Origin of the sequence: Litchfieldella xinjiangensis, from assembly GCF_000759345.1 — a bacterium.
Classification (GTDB): domain Bacteria; phylum Pseudomonadota; class Gammaproteobacteria; order Pseudomonadales; family Halomonadaceae; genus Litchfieldella_A; species Litchfieldella_A xinjiangensis.
This window is the reverse complement of record NZ_JPZL01000004.1, coordinates 232,989-251,699: the sequence shown is the minus strand read 5'-3', so window position 1 is coordinate 251,699 and position 18,711 is coordinate 232,989. Positions and strand designations below refer to the sequence as shown.

General features: G+C 50.1%; 14 protein-coding genes and 1 pseudogene. 8 read left to right on the top strand and 7 right to left on the bottom strand.

Annotation, left to right across the window (positions count from 1 at the left end; all coding sequences use genetic code 11):
* Positions 1-97 precede the first annotated feature (97 nt).
* The 8 genes and pseudogenes from JH15_RS18170 (at position 98) to JH15_RS15910 (ending at position 8,698) form a co-directional block, all read left to right on the top strand.
* Complete coding sequence (locus JH15_RS18170; RefSeq protein WP_156105349.1) at positions 98-364, top strand: hypothetical protein; 267 nt, start codon at positions 98-100, stop codon at positions 362-364.
* Positions 365-1,015: 651 nt separating this feature from the next.
* Positions 1,016-1,309, top strand: a pseudogene (locus JH15_RS18705) (integrase core domain-containing protein); the annotation flags it as partial.
* A 160-nt stretch (positions 1,310-1,469) separates the two neighbouring features.
* Entirely contained in the window at positions 1,470-2,264 is a 795-nt protein-coding gene (locus tag JH15_RS17950; RefSeq protein WP_081949083.1) for a glycosyltransferase domain-containing protein, read from the top strand.
* Complete coding sequence (locus tag JH15_RS17945; protein WP_081949082.1) at positions 2,261-3,238, top strand: EpsG family protein; 978 nt, start codon at positions 2,261-2,263, stop codon at positions 3,236-3,238. Before JH15_RS17950 ends, JH15_RS17945 begins: the two co-directional genes overlap by 4 nt.
* On the top strand, positions 3,231-4,100 hold the full coding sequence (locus JH15_RS17940) for a glycosyltransferase family 2 protein (RefSeq protein ID WP_081949081.1): 870 nt from the start codon (positions 3,231-3,233) through the stop codon (positions 4,098-4,100). The genes JH15_RS17945 and JH15_RS17940 overlap by 8 nt, the downstream gene beginning before the upstream one ends.
* A 370-nt stretch (positions 4,101-4,470) precedes the next feature.
* Entirely contained in the window at positions 4,471-5,361 is an 891-nt protein-coding gene (locus tag JH15_RS17625; RefSeq protein WP_197053349.1) for a glycosyltransferase, read from the top strand.
* A gap of 712 nt (positions 5,362-6,073) precedes the next feature.
* A complete protein-coding gene (locus JH15_RS15915) occupies positions 6,074-7,351 on the top strand; it encodes a sugar transferase (RefSeq protein WP_043532125.1) in 1,278 nt (425 codons plus the stop codon).
* A 339-nt stretch (positions 7,352-7,690) separates the two neighbouring features.
* Positions 7,691-8,698: an NAD-dependent epimerase gene (locus JH15_RS15910; protein ID WP_043532123.1), complete on the top strand. Its 1,008-nt coding sequence runs from the start codon at positions 7,691-7,693 to the stop codon at positions 8,696-8,698.
* A 152-nt stretch (positions 8,699-8,850) separates the two neighbouring features.
* Here JH15_RS15910 and JH15_RS15905 read toward each other — a convergent pair whose 3' ends face one another.
* From JH15_RS15905 to JH15_RS15875, 7 genes are all read right to left on the bottom strand, one after another.
* Positions 8,851-11,175 carry a tyrosine-type recombinase/integrase gene (locus JH15_RS15905; RefSeq protein WP_043532121.1) on the bottom strand — a complete coding sequence of 775 codons (2,325 nt, stop codon included), beginning with the start codon at positions 11,173-11,175 and terminating at the stop codon, positions 8,851-8,853.
* The gene (locus tag JH15_RS15900; protein WP_043532118.1) at positions 11,163-13,526 is read right to left on the bottom strand and encodes a hypothetical protein; all 2,364 of its coding nucleotides are present in this window, start codon (positions 13,524-13,526) and stop codon (positions 11,163-11,165) included. Before JH15_RS15900 ends, JH15_RS15905 begins: the two co-directional genes overlap by 13 nt.
* On the bottom strand, positions 13,519-14,250 hold the full coding sequence (locus JH15_RS15895) for a hypothetical protein (RefSeq protein WP_043532116.1): 732 nt from the start codon (positions 14,248-14,250) through the stop codon (positions 13,519-13,521). The genes JH15_RS15900 and JH15_RS15895 overlap by 8 nt, the downstream gene beginning before the upstream one ends.
* A gap of 729 nt (positions 14,251-14,979) precedes the next feature.
* Positions 14,980-15,864 (bottom strand): site-specific integrase, encoded by an 885-nt coding sequence (locus JH15_RS15890; protein ID WP_231566459.1) that lies wholly within the window; start codon positions 15,862-15,864, stop codon positions 14,980-14,982.
* Between the two features lie 239 nt (positions 15,865-16,103).
* On the bottom strand, positions 16,104-17,687 hold the full coding sequence (locus tag JH15_RS15885; RefSeq protein ID WP_052384185.1) for a DEAD/DEAH box helicase: 1,584 nt from the start codon (positions 17,685-17,687) through the stop codon (positions 16,104-16,106).
* Positions 17,684-18,301: a hypothetical protein gene (locus tag JH15_RS15880; RefSeq protein WP_197053348.1), complete on the bottom strand. Its 618-nt coding sequence runs from the start codon at positions 18,299-18,301 to the stop codon at positions 17,684-17,686. The genes JH15_RS15885 and JH15_RS15880 overlap by 4 nt, the downstream gene beginning before the upstream one ends.
* Positions 18,301-18,504 (bottom strand): hypothetical protein, encoded by a 204-nt coding sequence (locus JH15_RS15875; RefSeq protein ID WP_043532112.1) that lies wholly within the window; start codon positions 18,502-18,504, stop codon positions 18,301-18,303. Before JH15_RS15875 ends, JH15_RS15880 begins: the two co-directional genes overlap by 1 nt.
* Positions 18,505-18,711: the final 207 nt, after the last annotated feature.

The following is an 18,711-nucleotide window of genomic DNA, read 5'->3' as shown; positions in this document are numbered from 1 at the left end:
CGGTTATTGTTGCGCGGGCGTGTACCCCGTTTCCCTGTTGCTTCAGTGACCTCCTCCAAAGCTGCACAAGCTATAGTGCAGCAGACAGGAGGACGTAATGAGCGAAGAACAATCAGGACCCGACAAGCATGAATCCGCCGTGGTCCTGGATATTTTCAATGACAAGACCACCGTAGCTGATGTGGCTAGACAGCCAGATTCGACGGCTTCCGAAGTCGAGAGATGTTTTGAGAAAGCCCAGCATAGTATAGAGAACGTTTCAAGGCCTGTTCCAAGGATATCCATAAACAGTACGAGTCCGAACTGTGCGACACAGAGAAGAGCTGGGCGAAGTTCATCTGCAGATTTAGCCATTAAAAAATAGAAGTCGCCTACCTGACGAGAATAACAACTCGCAATGTCGCCGTAGGCGGAATAGGCTAACAACGGCAATTCGGTATCGCTAACTAAACTCAGTACTCGGCAAGGCTTCTCGAGGCTGAGCGCTAATTACCTTCCCATAAAACGTCAGCGCTTGATTAATGCAGAACTGCAAGCGCGGGTAAAGCTGACCCAGGAACGCTTCTTCACGTATGGTTACCTACCGGTTGGCCTGTGTGATGAGTGAGAACCGCAAGCCGGTACAGCGCATCCTTGCAGACCAAGAGCCGGCAGGCGCAAGCGGCCCCACTGTTTTCGCTCTCGTGCCAAGAGTTTGCCTTAAGTGACCACGCATCTTGATAAGCGTGGACCAAGGATTTCCCTCATGTCAGGTGCGGCGAGGATCGTCTAGCCAACCTGGCTGTCATTATTGACTGCTGCACGCGCGAAATCCTTGCTTGGCGAGTATGGGACAAAGCCAGTAGCAAGAGGAGGGAACCGCGCTGGAAGAGGCCCTAAACCATCAACTCGGCGCTTTTGGACGGTACCTCAGCCTCTAGCGCTACGCTCGGATAACGGGCTCGCTTTCAGCTACCGGCACTACACGGCAACTGTGAAGGCGTATGGCATGAGCTAGGAGTCCACGACTCCGTACAGGCGAGCGCAAAATGGCCTCTTGGCACGCTTCTTCAGCTCGTTCAAGGAGGAGTGCATCTGGCATCATCGCTTCGAGTCGTTAGGCGAGCAAGAGCCGACATCAGCCACTAGGTCGGGTACTACTAAGGAAGAGCGGCCACATCAGTCTCTGCGCTATGTGCACCCCGTGCAAACACGGCATAGTCGCTTGAGGTGTGCAAACCAAGAGGATTACACTAATTGGATAGCATGCATGGCTTTTTACAGTCCGCCCGCTTACGCTTTATTAAAAACGAAGCGAAGTAATTTTTAGTCTTCAATTCGAGATAGTTAAGGTACGATTAAGCTATAGCGTAGCGCAAGTGGGTGCTGATCTAGCGCTTTGATTGGATCTGAATTGAAAGTATCATGCTAACATATAATGTAACTTGTTAGTAAGACGAGTGCAGAATTGAATTTTTTACGGAAAAAAAATGGTCGAGCTTGAAAATACATCTATCTTGAATAGTCCAGGAAAAAAAAACATACTGGTAGTATATACTGCCTTGTTTGGTAGTTATGACGAGTTACAAGATCCAACAGAAAAGTTTTCTGGATGCGATTTCGTTTGTTTCACTGATCAGAAAAACATCAAATCAGAGGTCTGGAGGATCCACTTACTTGATAGTAGTAGCCTAGCGAATAACCTTAGGAATAGACAATATAAAATGTTGCCCCATGTTTACCTTACTGACTATAGATATAGCATATATATAGACGCTAATATTAAAGTATTGAAAAATCCTTCTCTGCTGTTAGATCAAAGTCTTTTTCGCATAAATAACTTTATCGTGGCTAAGCATTTTAAAAGGCAATCTGTATTCCTTGAAGGCGCAGTTTTGCTTAGATCTGGCAGGGTCGGTTTTTATGAGCTTTTAAAGCAAACTATTCTGTATATTAAGTCTGGCTTTACTGGACAAGTAGAAATGGGAGAAAATAACGTCATTTTCAGAGAGCATGCGTCTGTTGCAAAACTTTCTGAGTTCTGGTGGCAAGAGTTTAAATCAGGGGTTAAAAGAGATCAGTTATGCTTACCTTACTGCTCGTGGGCATTGGGTAATAAGGTAGTTGCTTCTAAGTTGCTAAGTGCTAGGCTTGGTGATTTCTTTGCTGTGTCTCCGCATAAAGTTAAGCTGAATTCTCCGTTACACTATAAGATTGCTAGATTTATATTCAAAAGTATACCCTATTATATAATTTATAAAATAATGGTATTGATAAATAAATGATACTTCATTCAAGAATGCTGTTTATAACCTTTCCATTATCTCTTGTAGCTTGGGTATTGTTCTCCTTTTACTCAAGAGATGTACATAATTATTTAAACTATTACGAACTATTCGACAATATTTCATTAAATGACTTTCATTGGCTTGAGCCAGGTTTTGTATTAATAACTTACGCATTTAAGAGCTTAGGCTTGCCGTTTGGGTTTTTCTCCTTTGCATTAATATTTTTTTCATTACATGCAAAGTTATATATTATCAGAAATACTAGCCGTTTTTTGGCGCCCGCTTTGATGCTATACACATCTTGGTTCTTGTTATTACACGATTCTACTCAGCTTCGTTTGTCTTTTGCCGTTATTTTTTTTCTATATGGCTTGTATTTAGTTTCTGATGGAAAAGGTATCATCGCTTTTATATGTTTCTTGCTAGGAGGGTTGTTCCATTACTCCATAATTGCTGGGTTATTCCTTTTGTTCTCCTGCCTTGTTAAACGTACTTTACTTTTTTTTGTAGGGTCCCGCTCATATTTGGTTTTGCTTGTTATTTTTGGCATTGCAATTTATTTAATTAATCCCTTGGCTTATGTACTTGCTATTTTTATGGATTACCTGCCTAAGAAAGTGGCTTTCTACCTTACAGCTAGGTCAGAAATCAATCCGATTGGTGTCAAATATTTTGCTTTATTGTATTTATTTTTAACCTTTCTATATGTATCTTATAAAGTTCGTTTTACAAACATTGAGTGGGTCTCCTTGCATTGTATCGCCTTGGGTTTGTTTTTTAATCTTTCTTTAAGTTTTAACGTCACTTTGTCCGTTAGATTGAGTGATTTATTTTTTATACCTACGGTAATACTCGTACCAACACTTATCTCGGTAGTTGAAGAGAAAATATTTGGCTTTCTTGCTGTATGGTTGCTATCGGGAAGTATAACTTTTTATTATCTATTTATCATAGGTATATTTAATGTGTGACTATAAGATAGATGCTGTGGTGGTTACATATAAACCCAATTTTGAAATACTAACTTCACTTATTGATAGTATAAGCAATCAAGTCAGTTGTATATATGTTATAAACAATGGTACGACTCAGGCTTCTTACAAATTTAGTAACGTTGTTTGGTGCGACTTAGGTGAAAACAAAGGAATAGCACACGCTTTAAATGTTGGCTTGAGGATGAGCTTAGCATCGGGTAGTGACTTTGTATTAATATCTGACCAAGATACTATATACCCGGCGGGTTATATTAACAATATGTTAAGTAATACAAGCTCAAATGACGCAGCGATTGCACCCAGGTTTCACGACCAAGTTTCGGGTTCTTATTCCTCTTTCTATATATCTGGCCTGTCTTATTTTATTAAAAAGAAAGTAGATTATGGCCTAGTTGAAATAAGCCAAGCAATTTCCTCAGGACTAGTAGTGAGCTCTGATGTGATTAGAAACATCGGTGGGTTTAGAGAAGACCTGTTCATAGATTGGGTTGATTTCGAGTGGTGTTGGAAAGTAAAAAAAAATGGTTATAATATTGTTGGTAATGCAAACGTAATTATTGAACACCGACTCGGCGACACCTCAAAAAAAATTGGTAATAGAGAAATTGGCATTAGATCCCCTCTTAGGCATTACTATATAACTAGAAATGCCTTTTATCTTGCAATCTATTCTAATGATCTTTGTGTTAGATATCGTATAGTTTTGTTTTTTAAGTCCTTCCGTTATATTTTAGCTTTTCCTTTGCTAGTAGCTCCGCGTGCTAAGAACCTGAAAGCTGTTTTGCTGGGATTTCTTCATGGGTTGAAAGGGAAGTTAGGAAAGTTTGATTTGTATTAATAGCAATCTGTTTAGATGAAACATGTTGTAAATAACTCTGTTTGTCGGCTTGCTAAACAAAACTAATATGCGATAGTTGTTCCCTTGAAATTGCTTAGAAAATGTAGAGATAGCACAATATAAGCTTTTTTACAAACCCTTTTGAGTAATGAAAGGCTTGAACTGCGTTAAACGTAGTAAACTCTTCGAAATAATAAAATTTCCAAGTTTGTTTTGATGTAATTCAAAAAAAACAAAACACATATCCCGGAAAGGTCGATCAGTATAGCTATGGTTAACACCAGTTACCAAGCCATCCGCTGATGACAGCGCCCTATTGCGGCGCTTAAGTTTTAATTTAACGAGCGCTCCTGAGGCTAGATCTATTCAAATGTATATGGTTTCAAACGAATTGCACAGAGTCGCAGTCCTATTAGCTGCTTATAATGGTTTGGAGTGGATAGAAGAACAGGTATTAAGTATTTTGAATCAGGAGGGTGTACAGGTAACCATTTTTATTAGTGTCGACCTTTCTACTGATGGAACCGAGGAGAAGGTAAGTGAGTTAGCGAATAAGCATACTAATGTGATCATGTTGCCATATGGGGTTCGTTTTGGTGGCGCTGGACCTAATTTCTTTCGGTTGTTGAAGGATGTAGACATTACCGATTTTGATGCTGTAGCTCTTGCTGATCAGGATGATATTTGGTTTCATGACAAGCTTCAAAGAGCCTGTGCTTTAATTAGCTCAGGTAAATGCGATGTATATTCATCAAATGTAATTGCTTTCTGGCCGGACGGAAAACAAGCTGTAATTAACAAATCTCAACCACAAAAGCGCTTTGATCACTTTTTTGAAGCTGCAGGCCCAGGCTGCACTTACGTATTAAATCCATTTTCTGCAGCTGCTTTTAAATATTTTTTAATTGAGAAAGGGGACCGTCTTTCCGAAGTTGCATTACATGACTGGCTTGCCTATGCTTTTTGCCGTGAACGTGGATTTATATGGTTTATTGACCAAAAGCCTTCTATGCTGTACAGACAGCATGGTAACAATCAAGTTGGTATAAACAGTGGGTTGGCTGCTTACCGTAAACGCTGGCAGCTTATTCATCAGGGTTGGTATCGAACTCAGGTACTTACTGTAATTGAACTGGTTGCTCCTGCTAAGGTAGGGCTTTTTTCAAGCCGTTACTTTTTGTTAAGGAACTTTAATGAATTGAGACGTCGGGCTAGGGATCGATGGTTTACATTGGTTATCATCACATTTGGATTTTATTAGCTGTAGGAACTGATTTTAGCAATTGCCATTTTAAAAGTAGTGTCTACGTTGTAATTACGCGTTGACAGCATTTCCGTTAATCAAGTCTTACTGTCATTCTTGATGCTCTAGATAATAGTTGTTGGGCGTAGTTTCACTTGATATGCTTGCAGGGTTTTCTCGGTTCCATAGCTTGCGTGGTAGGATTTCAATGAGTCGCCTTTTCTGCTTACAACTTAATTTTATATTTTTTTCTTTGTATTGACATGGCTTATAGTCGAGTAATTGTTTTGCAGCGTTAAGCTTAATGCAAATAAATATCTAGCTACCGAAGCATCTATTATTCCTCGGCTTAACCCCATTTGACTAAGCTTGCACAAACTAGCTTACTACAGCCGGAACCGCTGGGCGGCAGTGAAGGATGAAAACGGGTCGCTATTGACAGTAACCGGGTGAAAACCTGCTTCTTCTTGGTGCTGAGCAGCAGTTGCCTGTTCGACGGACTACTGCGTAACGTCAATGCGGCCTACATGATGAGCTTGATCTAGTCTGCTGAACATACATGAACCGCATGTCTACCCGAACAATATCCTGGCTCGAGTGCTGACGCAGAATGCCAGCCAGACCCCGTACTGCCGTCTCAGTACTGGGCTCCGGGCGATTAAATTGTTAAAACAGTATAAAGTTCTGACGCTTGCTGAATCAGGCTAATTAGTACTAAGGAATTATTTTGATGACAAAACGCTTACGTTATGAGCGTCGACACTCGCGCTGGTATGAAACCCTTCTCTTAGGGTGGCCGTTTCAGCTCGTTATAGGAGCATTGGTGATTGGGGTACCAGCGTTGGAGCGATGGGGTTGGGGGTTCTGGCATTACCTCGCTCCAGTGCGTAGCAATACATTGCTGGCATGTGGTCTAGCATTTATTGGCATTCTCTGGACGCTACGCCGCATGCATCAGTTTCCGGGCGCACGCGTGTCAGCTTTTATAGCTCCCACTGTATCAGTAGCATATTTGCTCGTCGTAGCTGTGCTGTTTTTTACTCGTGAAGATTATACGCGCCAGGTGCTCTTTATGAGCTACCTGATGAGCTTAGGTTGGTTCTATTTAGCTTTTTTTCTAGGACGACGATATCGTCGGATGAAACTCGGTGTAGTTCCAGTGGGCCGAGTCGATGAGTTAATGCCCATGCCCGATATAGAACTGCGAGCCCTATTCCAGCCGGATCTAGCTGGAGTGCGTTATGATGGTATCGTTGCTGATTTACATGCTGATGAGCTAAGCCCCGAATGGGAGAGGTTCCTAGCCCGCTGTACGCTTCACCACATTCCTGTTTATCATATCCGTCAAATTCAAGAGTCACTGTCTGGGCGTGTCCGCATCGAACACTTGACAGAGAACGAATACGGCAGTCTCTTGCCGTCTCAAAGTTACCAAGGAATAAAACGCTGTATTGATTTATTAGCCGCAGTAACCTTATTACCCCTCCTCGCACCGATTATGCTTTTAACGGCTTTAGCCATCCGCCTTGATAGCCCGGGGCCTTCCTTGTTCGTTCAACAGAGGATGGGCTTTCGCGCTGTGCCCTTCAAGGTTTACAAATTTAGGAGTATGTATGTAGGCCAACGGGGCAGCGGCTTTACGGTAGGGGACAACGATCCCCGGATCACGCGTGTTGGCCGTTTCATACGCAAATATCGCCTCGATGAGTTGCCTCAGCTTTTCAATGTAATTAAGGGTGAGATGAGCTTCATTGGCCCTCGCCCCGAATCTATGGAACTTTCTGAATGGTATGAGCGGGATGTGGCATTCTTTAGCTACCGTCACGTGGTACGGCCAGGTATTTCGGGCTGGGCTCAAGTAGAGCAGGGTTATGCCGCTGAGGTCGATGGCATGACAACTAAACTACAATATGATTTCTACTACATTAAGCATTTTTCGTTCTGGTTGGATATATTAATTGCTTTTAAGACTTTTAAGACGGTTCTCACAGGATCTGGGGCAAGATAATGATTGTGCTGAGAGCCAGGAGGCGTCGTCTTGAAGATAGCTCAAACGGAGAGCATTCAACGCTCCTGGATGATTCAACCTATGGGTTAGGCGCTGCCAGCAGATGGTAGCTCCTATGATTTAACCTATCATCCTATTTCTTAACATTAGGCTTTAATTGAGTTTTATACCCTGATTTTATTTTCGTCTCGATCATGGCTCCTCATTAGTTCGGTCTATGTCCCTTGTACCAAAATGCTTATGTCTAAAAGCGTAACCTACTCTTGATTGGTCGTCTTAATTCAGCCAAGTGCTTTGTTATTTATTAAATATTTGATGCTAAGAAATCTAGAGGTGAGAATGAAGGTACTTATTACTGGCGTGGCCGGTTTTATTGGTCATGCCGTTGCAAAGCGTCTCGTTAGGCTTGGTCATCATATCGTTGGCATTGATAACCTTAATAACTACTACGAGACTTCTTTGAAACAGGCCCGCTTAGATAACCTTAGAGATTGTGATGAGATAGTATTTATTAAGATGGACTTGGTCGATAAGGATTCTATGACGAAGCTTTTTCAATATCATCAGTTTGATATTGTTATCCATCTTGCAGCGCAGGCGGGCGTCCGCTATTCTCTGGAAAACCCACATGCATATGCCGATACTAACCTAATAGGGCATTTGAATGTACTAGAGGGATGCCGGAATACTAACGTAAAGCATTTGGTCTACGCCTCATCTAGTTCGATCTATGGGATGAATGCCAAGCTGCCTTTCTCCGAAGCTGATAACGTAGATCATCCGGTCAGTTTGTATGCTGCAACTAAAAAAGCAAATGAGTTAATGTCGCACACTTACTCCCATCTATATCAAATTCCTACCACGGGGCTGCGTTTCTTTACTGTTTATGGTCCCTGGGGCAGGCCAGATATGGCTATGTTTAAGTTTACTAAGTGCGTCTTAGAGGGTAGACCTATCGACGTATATAATTACGGTGATATGTCACGTGACTTTACTTACATCGATGATATAGTGGAAGGGGTCATCCGGGTAATGCATGTAATACCAGAAGGAAACGAAGATTGGAATCCTATTAAGGCCAAATCAGATGGCAGTATTGCCCCCTATGCTTTATTTAATATTGGGCATGGCAGCCCGGTTAGCCTAATGGAGTTCATCAGGGCAGTGGAAGCGGCTACGGGGAGGGAGGCGATATGTCGGTATCTTCCAATGCAACCGGGGGACGTTCAGCGTACCTGGGCGGATACTGAAGGGTTACACCAAGCGACCGGATACCAACCCCAGATGGGTGTCGTAGAAGGCGCGCGCCTCTTCGTCGAGTGGTACCGCAGCTACTATCAAATTTGATTTCTAAACTCTTTTATTTAAACTTAGGACTTACATAAGTCTGCTACACGCAAACCAGCCAAATAGTCGTATGCGACAATGAACACAAGCGGTCGTCTCGATGAGTCGATGCGGCCGGTTCTGGATTAAGGACTTATGTCGCTCTATTGCAATTAAGCTCTCTGCGGAGCCAACACATCGCTGTGCAACAGCCCCAGCACATGAGCGTAATGCTGCAGCAAAGTGTCGGGGTCGCGATGACCTATCCACTTCGCTACCTGAAGCAACAGGGTACCTCGCGCCAAGGTATCGCTACCCTCGGCCCCGCAGAAGTACGCTAGAGTTGCCTGCAACGCCTCGTCGCAAAACATCCAGTCATGGCGGTGCTGCAGCTGCACACAAAACTCTGGGCGCTGAGCGGCGTGAAGACGAAGCAATGTCCACGACGCGGCGGCATGTCTCAGCCCATGAAAATCGATATCCTCACCCAGCACATAGCGCATCCACTCCATGACCGGCGTGATTAGTGAAGACCTTGTGTAGGCCTCAGGAGCATGGCGGGGTCCGAATAACGCGACTGCTGCCAACGACCATGCCGCACATTCCTTTCTTCGTTCCTCGACCCACCCCCTCATCGCCTTCACTACTGATGGCGGCGCCATAACATGTAGCGCCACCCGGCGACGAGCCGCAGAGGTTTTCCCACCTAGAATTTCGATCCAGCAGGTTGTCCTGCCCGGTTCATCCTCGTTCCCCAGCAACACATTATTCAGAGTCAGCGACAACACCTCGGACGCCCTCAGTCCTCCATAGAAACCAAGGGCTATAACCAGTCCCTTCATCTGGCGGGGATCCCCGTTGGGCACCCGATTCGTCAACGCACTCCAGACCGTCTGCATGTGATCGGGCGAGAGGATCCTGGTACGCAGTACGCTAGGGGCTAGCGGTGATCCACCGCTGCGAGGCAGGCTCACCCCATCGAGTTGTCCGAAGCGTTGGCAGAACACCAGAAACTGGCGGAACGTTTCAAAGAAAGCTGCCCGCGTCGCCGGCGCCCAGTGAGAGCCAGACTCCGCAACTTCCTGCAGCTCCAGTACAACTTCATCATCCCAATCGCTCAGATCCAGAACGGCCTCGTGCATCATCAGAGTGATCGGCGTCAGGCGCGAAAGTTTGGTTCGTGCCGAGCTGAGCTTATTCCCCTCAATACGCAGCTGGTGGTAGAGGAAGTGCAGTAGCCACTGCGGATAGCTGCCCGCATGGCCAATCAGTTCCACCAGCTGTTCCTCATACTGCTCCAGAATCCGCTGCATCGGCCTCACGAAACGTGTTCCGTTGACCGTGTCACTACCAAGATGCCGGACCTCGGCCAGGAATTGCTGCAGTATGTTTTTGACCCGCCGCGGCCAATCGTTGGGCAGGAAATCAGTGGCCAACAGAGATAGTCCTGCCGGCTGAGTCTGTTCCCCCAGCACGGGCAGGTTAGGGGCCTCGCTTCGGCTGGTAGTTCGATTAGGCAGCCGACCGAGCTGCTCCCCGGGGGCGTATAAATGAGCCGTGCCGCTATTTTTCAGTAGGGGCACAGGCGTACATGTCGGTAATGAATACTGGCGCAGCAGGCGTGCCCATAGGGGAGGAATACCCCTTAGTACGGGCACATACTGACTGGCATAGACCAGAGCGGACCAACTGCGTAAACGACTCCACCCGTTGCTGTCGGGATGGCTCTCAAGGGCCTTAAGACAGAGCTTCGTCGCGGTCTTGAGGCGGTTACGCAGCAGCCGTACCCGTTGCGCATGGTCCAACGTCTGATCGTTTAGCTCTTTAGCCAGCAACCAATGTGTTGGCTTTTGATCGGTTTCACGAGCCAGTATCGCCCGTAGCGGTACCCACACGTCATCAGGCAACCAGATTCGATAGTGGCCGCCATCCGGTAACCGCTCACCCGGGGCGGAAGGAATCGCCAGCCACCGCTGGTTCACATGCTGGCGGGTTAGCATCGCCAAGGTGCCGAGGGCGACTGTCTCGCCCATGCCCAGTCGTGTCATCAGGCGAACTGCCAAGACCAATAACCAGGCATCCTCGATGGCTGTGTGACGGCACCAATCCAGCAACCGTCGATCCAGTTTCGCCATCTGCTCACTGACCATGAGGGCTCGTCCCGTCGGGGGGAGCGCAGTGGGACGGTGGGCCAGGATGGGCTCAGGCATCAACACCGTTTGCATCCCGGGAATCTGGTTCAGGTGCTCCAGCACGCGGTTGACGCGTTTTCGCGCTTGACGATAGGAAACCGTGCGTCCAATGCTCTGGCGCCACTCGAACAGCCCACTAATAAGATGGCTGACGGCCTCTCGATCTAGAGACATTTCCGAAGCCGGAATATCGCCGAACACAGCCTCGAGAATCCACTGGGTGTCCTCAAGACTAGAAGGCTGCACTACAGGATTTTTATCGGCTTGCCACAGCGCGATCAGCCGAGCGGCATTCAACTGCTCCATGGCAAGATCTCCCATCTCAGGGGGCGGTAGCCACATTGTCGCAACCATTCGGACAACAGCCTGCGCAGCGCGGGCTGTGTGCCAATCGGGGCGGTGGCACGAGGCGCCGAAAGGCTGCGACCATCGCGAGCATGGCCGAGCAGCGCATCAACCTCCGCATCTGATGCGCGCTCCCGCAGCCAACTGGCCAACGAATGGCGTGTCACATTGCTGGCGAGGCCGGTTGTCTTCCTTAAAGACAAGGATTGAAGGTCGCTCCAGGTCATGTCACGCAGCACCCAGCGGCGACCCCGTTGCGGCGCGACCAGCCATGCTGGAGTGCTGAGCTGACTACTACGCTGGTCCTCGAACACCTGGCCCTGTTCCCGCAGGCGATAACATATGATATCGGTCCATCGCTCTAGGTGTGCCAAAGCCTTTTGGATTTCACTGAGTAGGGGAACTACACGTGACTCGATCCCGCGCGCCGAGCTCTTGTCGCGGATCCATTGAACTTGCTCAGCAAGGCGATTTTGGCTGGACGGCCCGATTGGCCGGGCGCCAGTCGAGAGTTGCCATGCTAATAAGTGATAGGCGGCAACAAGCTGATAGAGGGAGGCGAGACTTCCAGTCGGGAAAGCTTGGCCAACCCACCAACTCGCCACCTCATCGGCGGGTCCGGCCATCGCATCACGCAGTTCGGTAAATATCGCGGTGAATACCTGGGGAGGCTGCGCCACTGCGGAACCCATCACCGAACACAGCCTAAGCAGACTACCCGCCTGGCTATTCGTGTCATCATGGTCCAATACGGTTTTCAGCCCCAACGATTCCAGCGTGTCATCGAAAACACGCTGAATTTCTTGGCGTGCCAATTGTCGATAGGCCGCCGGCGCCGCGAGCGCTAACCCGAATTGACCGGCAAGGGTCGCAGCTGCCACATCGTCCCGTGCATGCGGGCGGCGCCATAACCAACTGGTGGCACTGATTCGGTTGGCGGTGGGGGTGATACCCGGCTGATGACGAAAATGCCTGGCAAGCCGCCTATTCAGACGTCCCCGAATCCCACGAAATGGCCGGCTGCCCGGCGTCGAATACTCGTGAGCCGAGAGCACACCTGCGAGCTTCGCCGGCAAGCGCAACCGTATCCACCGCATTTCAGGATCTGCACTGGCGCTGGGGCCATCCAACAGCTGATAGCAGAGCTCGCCGCTCGCCGAGTACCACAGCGGTCTATTTTCTGGCTCACTAGTTAACGCCACTGCGCCTGCCGAGCACACTGTCATCGTGAGTAGCCGTTTAACCGGAAGGCCGGTGCTCAGCAGAAGGACGGCGAACGTACGTTCCAGCGGCGATAGTGGTGCTGACAGGGCCTCGCGGACCTGCTCTGGTGTGAGTCTGGCCATATCTCCCACGGTGGCCAGTGACACTGTAGCTGCAGCTGCAATCCATTGCTGTACGAGACGACGATCATCCTCGGGGGTTAGCGCAGAAGCGGTCTGACGCTTAAGAACGGGTGGTTCACTGCTCTCATCGTCATCTTTGGGAGCGGCGGGGGGCGCGACTTGGCGCAAGCCGCACGGGGGATTCACGTCTACTGGAGTATTGTACTTTTCGCTTTCAGTAGGAGTGTCGTCTATTGAAGCCAGACGCCGTTGGGGTGGTAATGTTGCCACGAGCTGTTTCATACGCTCGTAGTGCCATGGATCAGTTTTTTTGCCTTGTTCTCTGGTGCCACCTTTTACCACATGTGGTGATTTTCGGATCAGCTCGCCTGGGCTGAGTTTACCCGCGCTAATGTCGATGAATGTGTCGTAAGCAGTTTGAATCAATAGGCGACGACTATAGAGCTTGTCACTTTCAATAGCAGCGCGGAAAAATTCCTCGGGGGTCGCGTAATCCTCTGCGGTCTCATAGCCCGCTTCGATGACCGACATTAAGACGTGCCGAACAGCTAAAAGATGGGTGTAGAAATTACTGCGAGATGTCTTGCGCTCTGTCGGCAGCTCGGAAAACCACTTGCTGATTAAGCGTCGTCCCAAATTTGCGATACGACAGGAAGGACGTCCAAGAAAGCGCTTGTTTGAAATGGCGAAGAACACCGGGTAAAACGTGCCCAGATTTTTTGGCAGCTGCGTCTCTAGTAGCCCACGTGCGGGGAGTGCGGTTACGATTTTCTCTAGTTCCTGCTTATTTTTATCAAGCTGATAAAACAAAGACGCTGTCTGCAGTGCGGTGCTGCAAAGCGGCGGCTGCGCATAACGAACGATCCGCATGACGCATTCTGCGTCATGCGGTGTCAAGTCGGCACGTTCAGTGAGCTGCTGCCAATCCCAATACAACTCGCGGGGGTAGGGGCGTTCATCAAGCATCCGCCGCCTCCATATCCAGCCCCCGTGAGAACTGTTCAGCCCCACGCGTTGCAGCCTGGTTAATTCGGTTCAGCGCAGCTGACAAACCATTATTATTCTGCGCCGGGGGTGTAACCTCAGCGGGCGGCGTTTCTAAAGGCTGGCCTGCGGCTTCAGCTACAGTTTTGATAGCGGTGCTCTTGTCTTTTACACAGGCAGCACGGATCCTGCCAAGTTCATGGTTAATTGAGCTCTCGCCGACAAGAGAGCCCATCAGCAGCCGGTAATGCCGTGGAGCCATTTCCTCACTGTCGAATAGATGATTTTCAATAATTGCTTTCAGAAGCGGATCCTGTTCAACGCGCTGCATCACACGCTTCCAGCTCGGAGTACGGCCTTCTTTCTTTTTATATTGCAAACGCTGAACGGGCCCAAACAGAAACGCAAAAAGTAATATTGTTTCGTCATTAATGCCGGGATCAATAATCCAAACGCGCAGACTGGCTGGTAACGCCGTCGCTCTGTGGCCGCGCTGATAGTCCAGTTGGCTAGCCACTGAGTCATGGTTCAAAAGCTGCTCACCGCCGCCCTCGCGTCTAAGCAAAATTGGCGGATGTGTTAGCAATACATCTTCTGCACCTGTATTCATTTGACGAGAGCTGGCAATAAGCTCGGAGGGTGCACGTGTAGCCTCCTCCATCGGGATTAGTAGTGGATGACCGGGTAAAGGGTGAATGTTAATCATGCTGCTTACTCCTCACGAAAACTGACTGGATTCCCTGCCAAGGGGATGAAGGCGATATTTTCGGAAGCCGAAAAAAACGGCAGTCAGTCCGCGCCAGGAGCGACGGGAGAAGCAAGAAACAGTCACGCAAACATCGGGATGCCAGATCCCCAATCGACAGGTCGTCTGGCATCACAAGGTTTCAAACGCGAGAATCAAGCTAAATCACGCAGGAGAATTCACAATCCATCGAGTGAGCGACAGAAAGTGACGATTATTTTCGGCGATGAAGCCGTAGGGGCACGCGCATGGACCGGAGTCGGAGGGCGTCATTCTGGGGTACGCAAGAAGCGTCTTATTCAGCAAGCTCGCCTGCAAAAGGCGGCTGGGAGTGCAACCCACGGAGTAGTTTGCACTTGGGACTATTTTTAATCGGGCTCAGTCAGTATGTCAAGCGTTTAATAGTCAGTTTCTTAGGCAACTCGCGAGATTTATACTATGAAAATGGCGCATCGCAGAGTCTTGCTGACTTGGACCCAGATTTTAGCATTGCGATAGGTCAGAAGGGCTCATTTACTATCACACGCTGGATGCCCTCGGTCTCGAACTGTCCAATGTGATTGGTCTTGCTCGTACCCCGGCTCATAGTCCTTCTGCTCCCGAATGAACTACTATAAAGCCCTCAGTCTGCTAGCAGACGACCATTCTATAAGCTCAATTAAGCTCAATCGATCATCCTTGTCTTCATACTTAGATAGTGTCCCAATCCCCGGCATGATCCTCGAATTCATCGGCGATGCGGATATACCTTTCAAAGGATTTCTGGTCTCGATGCCCGCTGACTCGTTTGATTTGGGTATCCGACTTACCTCTCAGATGGGCTTCGGTAATGAAGCCAGCCCGGAAACTGTGTGGGCTAAAACCCTTATCGGCCAATTTAGCCCTCTTCAAGGCACGCTTCATTCGTGTGTAAAGCGCATGATCGGTCATGCGCCCGGCACCTAGACGACCCGCGAGGCTGATGCCACGAAAGATGGCGCCTCGCTGAATACCACTGGCCTGGATCCAGGCTTCCAGCAGGGCAACGGGACAGAACGGTACATCCGCTGCAGCACGCCGAATGCTCTTGGTCTCGACCCGTCCACTCTGGTTGGTCTTGCTATGATGGAGCGTGATGATGATGCCTTGCGGCTTCCACTCGATATCTTGAAGTCCGATGGCTACGACCTCGCTGCGCCGAAACGCTCCATAAAAACTCAGGGCAAAGGCCGCACTGTCTCGTAGGTCATGCAGCGTATTAGGGTCCATGGCAGCGAGTAGAGTAAGCAGATCCTCAAGCCTGAGCGCGGGCGCGGATGCCTGCCGCATATCCCGGGTCCGCTTGATGCCTCGCATCACGCTGCGTACGGCCATGGTATGGACCGGCGAGGGCAGGTTCATATAGCGGTGCCACATGTGCAGCGAATTGGCATATCGCTCAAGGGTCGCCGGTTTTTTTCCCAACAGATTCTGTTGCGACAGATAATTGGCAATTTCGGTGTCGGTTGCCGGCAACCTGCCACCGGCCTGACGGTACACTTTCAAATCCGCGCGCATGGCACGCACCGTATTGGGCGCGACACTATTGGCGAGCAAGCGCCGCGCCTCTGGTGATAAGCCTTCATGGATAGTGGGAAGGCCATGTCGATGTTCGAATGGCTCAACGTCCAACTTGCCTTGAGCGCGGCCTCGGGTCCGTTTTCGTTTCATGTGTCGATGCCCTGATATCTATACAGTTATTTAAGCTACCAGTTTTGCGTGTACAGGCCGATCCCTACCAGCGATCCTTGGCCAACCCATGCGATGCCTGTGAAGGCGACCTGTAATGCGTCGGTTCAGGATGGCTTGGGGTGGGGTAGCTGCAGGGCAATCAGACGGGCTATAAACCGAGTCGAAAACTCAACGTCAGGCGCAACCTGCGTACCTAGCGTGGATAGGCTCCCAAAGGCCAGCTGCTGTGCGGAATAATCAGGTTTGAGAATGCCGTCCTGTTGAGCGCGCAGGAGCGGCTCTTCCTTGTCTTCCTGAGAAGGCGCAGCATTGGAGTTTGTGGAGGCGGCCGAACCGAGATCCGGACCATCGTCTCCCGAGGAGGAGGAGGAGGAACCCGCCGGCAGTGATACCTGGGCCAAATCATCCGGCAGGTCTTCTGTGATGCGACGCGCATAGTGACGCAGACTGGGTTCGTTGAGCGCATAGAGATAGCACGCCGCGTCGTCGTCGCCTTTGCGGCGGATAATGCGGCCCAGCACCTGGCGAAATCGCTGTTCCGTTCGAATGTGGCTGAGATAGCAGCATACCTGTAGGCGAGGAATGTCTACCCCTTCGCTCACCATCGCGACTGACACTAGCCAGGGCGCAGTGGACTCACGGAACTCTCGTAGCCGTTTGTGCGCACCGGGCGAGCGGCTGGTGACCAGGCAGGCGGTCTCGCCACGATCCTCCAGGTGTTCGGCAATCTCCTCGGCATGGTCAATATCCGAGGCCACGACGAGCCCGGCAGCAGCCGGGTCATGCTGACGTAGCTCACGAAGCTGCTGGCAGCTACGATCCAGGAGATGGGCCATCGGCTCACTATGACGGAGCAACTGGCTGTAGTGCATGGCGGGATGGCGTAGCAGGTGAGGGATGCTGTGGTAATGGTGAAGCTCCTGACGACCACTGGCGGGGTGGTACGCCGTGAGCTGTATCGCCGGATTGTCGATGAGCTGCAGATGCGGCAACCGGCATACCTGGTCTCGAATCGCCTCTGATAAGGAATACACAAAATCCGGTTCGAGTGCTTGAGTCACCATCGACTCATCATGATGATCAGCTTCGTCTCGTGAGCAGCGCTGCCCCTCTGTGTCTTGTGCACTTGCCACATATCGAAGCAACGGAAGGCAACTGCCATCAGTTCGCCACGGTGTGCCTGATAACGCCACGGTGTAGTGAACGTGGCGTTCCAAGGCCAGCAATGCCAGCCCCCAGGAATTTGCGGTGTCGGCCTCTTCCTCAGCGCGACCAGCGGCATGGTGACTCTCGTCCCAGATCAGTAGGACCTGAGCACGTTGGCAAAGCGCTTTCAGCTCGCCCAGACGATGGCTCAGGGCGTGATAGGTATAAGCAGCCCCGGCGGCACCCAGGCGTCCATGCATCGGTTGCCCAGTGACATGACTGAGCGTCTCGATGGCGCGCTCGACCACTGCCTTGGTGGGACCGAGATAAAGTACGTAATCGACCTCACCGCGGGACATCAGCTCATTGACCAATACCGAGGCCATCAGCATCTTGCCGGCACCCGGGGTGGCTTGGCATAAAAAATGGGGCGTTTCGGGGGACAGGGATTGCAAGGCCTGCTGAATGCACCGGATTTGCCAAGGACGCAGCGGAGGCAGCGCGTCCTGTCCAGTTATGACCTTCGAGTTGATCGGACTCATGCGAGCTCCTCCCGGCTTGCCAGGGTATTGCGCAGCCGGATATTGGCATCCAGCTGCCCCTTAAGTTCGCCACCTCGCTCCAACGCATTCTCTAATAGCGGCCCAATCCGGAGCTGTTCGTCCGGAAAGCGCTTAAGGAGGTGCTCATAGTGATTTGCCTCGGCCAGAATGGCCTGCATCTCGGCGCGCAATTGCTTGCGCTCAGTATCCAAATACTCAGCGAGTGCCGGTGAGAGAGGGGTGGTGAGATCAGGCGCAGTAGCCGCCGAGGTCGCTTGGGGCGCTGGGATCGCCTCTAACTGCAGGCGATACAACGGCCGGTTCTTGCCTTGGATGCCAACGCGCTGTGCAAGGCCATCTCGTTCCAACACATTGAGGCGATCCCGGACGCGGTAACGCAGCAGAGCAGGATCAAGCTGCTCCAGTTCAGGAAGTCGCAGCAGGGCATTTCTAGCCTCGCTGATAGTGAAAGACTGTTCGGTTTTTGCATAGGTCAGCAGCTGATGATCCAACGCCTCAGCCACCATGCGGTTGATGGCTTCGTTCGGGGTGGACTCATCGTATGTAAGTGCAGATTGTGCGTCAGCTGCGGGCGGGGTCAGTGTGGGCTGCATCATTCGCTCCCCTCCCGCAGGGCATCGCACACGTCGAGATCGGCGGCACGAGCCAACGCCTCAGCCTGACGCATGTGAATACAGTAGCGATGATAGCGAACATGCTTGCTGCTATTGGAGGTGAGGGCGGCGAACGCCATTGCTCGGTGGGCGGCAGCACGCGCAAGGCGGCTGCGAAGAGGGGACACGGTTGATTTAACCATTGGAAGAGCTCCTTTTGCTTGGAGCCGACCCCGCTGTCGCCAAACAGTTATGGGGGCGGCCGTACGCGGGTTGGCGAACCGGCGCAAAAGGAAACCGGCAGACCCGAAGGTCTCCCACGCACGACCGCCATAGTCATGGCAGGCATAAGAAAAGCGCCAACCATGGTAGGGGCGCTTGTGCGCCTTTTGCATTCCGGGTCGCCAAAC

Excerpts from the sequence above, each read along its gene's own strand:
- JH15_RS18170 (WP_156105349.1), top strand. The coding sequence starts at position 98 with ATGAGCGAAGAACAATCAGGACCCGACAAGCATGAATCCGCCGTGGTC.
- JH15_RS17950 (WP_081949083.1), top strand. The coding sequence starts at position 1,470 with ATGGTCGAGCTTGAAAATACATCTATCTTGAATAGTCCAGGAAAAAAA.
- JH15_RS17945 (WP_081949082.1), top strand. The coding sequence starts at position 2,261 with ATGATACTTCATTCAAGAATGCTGTTTATAACCTTTCCATTATCTCTT.
- JH15_RS17940 (WP_081949081.1), top strand. The coding sequence starts at position 3,231 with ATGTGTGACTATAAGATAGATGCTGTGGTGGTTACATATAAACCCAAT.
- JH15_RS17625 (WP_197053349.1), top strand. The coding sequence starts at position 4,471 with ATGTATATGGTTTCAAACGAATTGCACAGAGTCGCAGTCCTATTAGCT.
- JH15_RS15915 (WP_043532125.1), top strand. The coding sequence starts at position 6,074 with ATGACAAAACGCTTACGTTATGAGCGTCGACACTCGCGCTGGTATGAA.
- JH15_RS15910 (WP_043532123.1), top strand. The coding sequence starts at position 7,691 with ATGAAGGTACTTATTACTGGCGTGGCCGGTTTTATTGGTCATGCCGTT.
- JH15_RS15905 (WP_043532121.1), bottom strand. The coding sequence starts at position 11,175 with ATGGAGCAGTTGAATGCCGCTCGGCTGATCGCGCTGTGGCAAGCCGAT.
- JH15_RS15900 (WP_043532118.1), bottom strand. The coding sequence starts at position 13,526 with ATGCTTGATGAACGCCCCTACCCCCGCGAGTTGTATTGGGATTGGCAG.
- JH15_RS15895 (WP_043532116.1), bottom strand. The coding sequence starts at position 14,250 with ATGATTAACATTCACCCTTTACCCGGTCATCCACTACTAATCCCGATG.
- JH15_RS15885 (WP_052384185.1), bottom strand. The coding sequence starts at position 17,687 with ATGAGTCCGATCAACTCGAAGGTCATAACTGGACAGGACGCGCTGCCT.
- JH15_RS15880 (WP_197053348.1), bottom strand. The coding sequence starts at position 18,301 with ATGCAGCCCACACTGACCCCGCCCGCAGCTGACGCACAATCTGCACTT.
- JH15_RS15875 (WP_043532112.1), bottom strand. The coding sequence starts at position 18,504 with ATGGTTAAATCAACCGTGTCCCCTCTTCGCAGCCGCCTTGCGCGTGCT.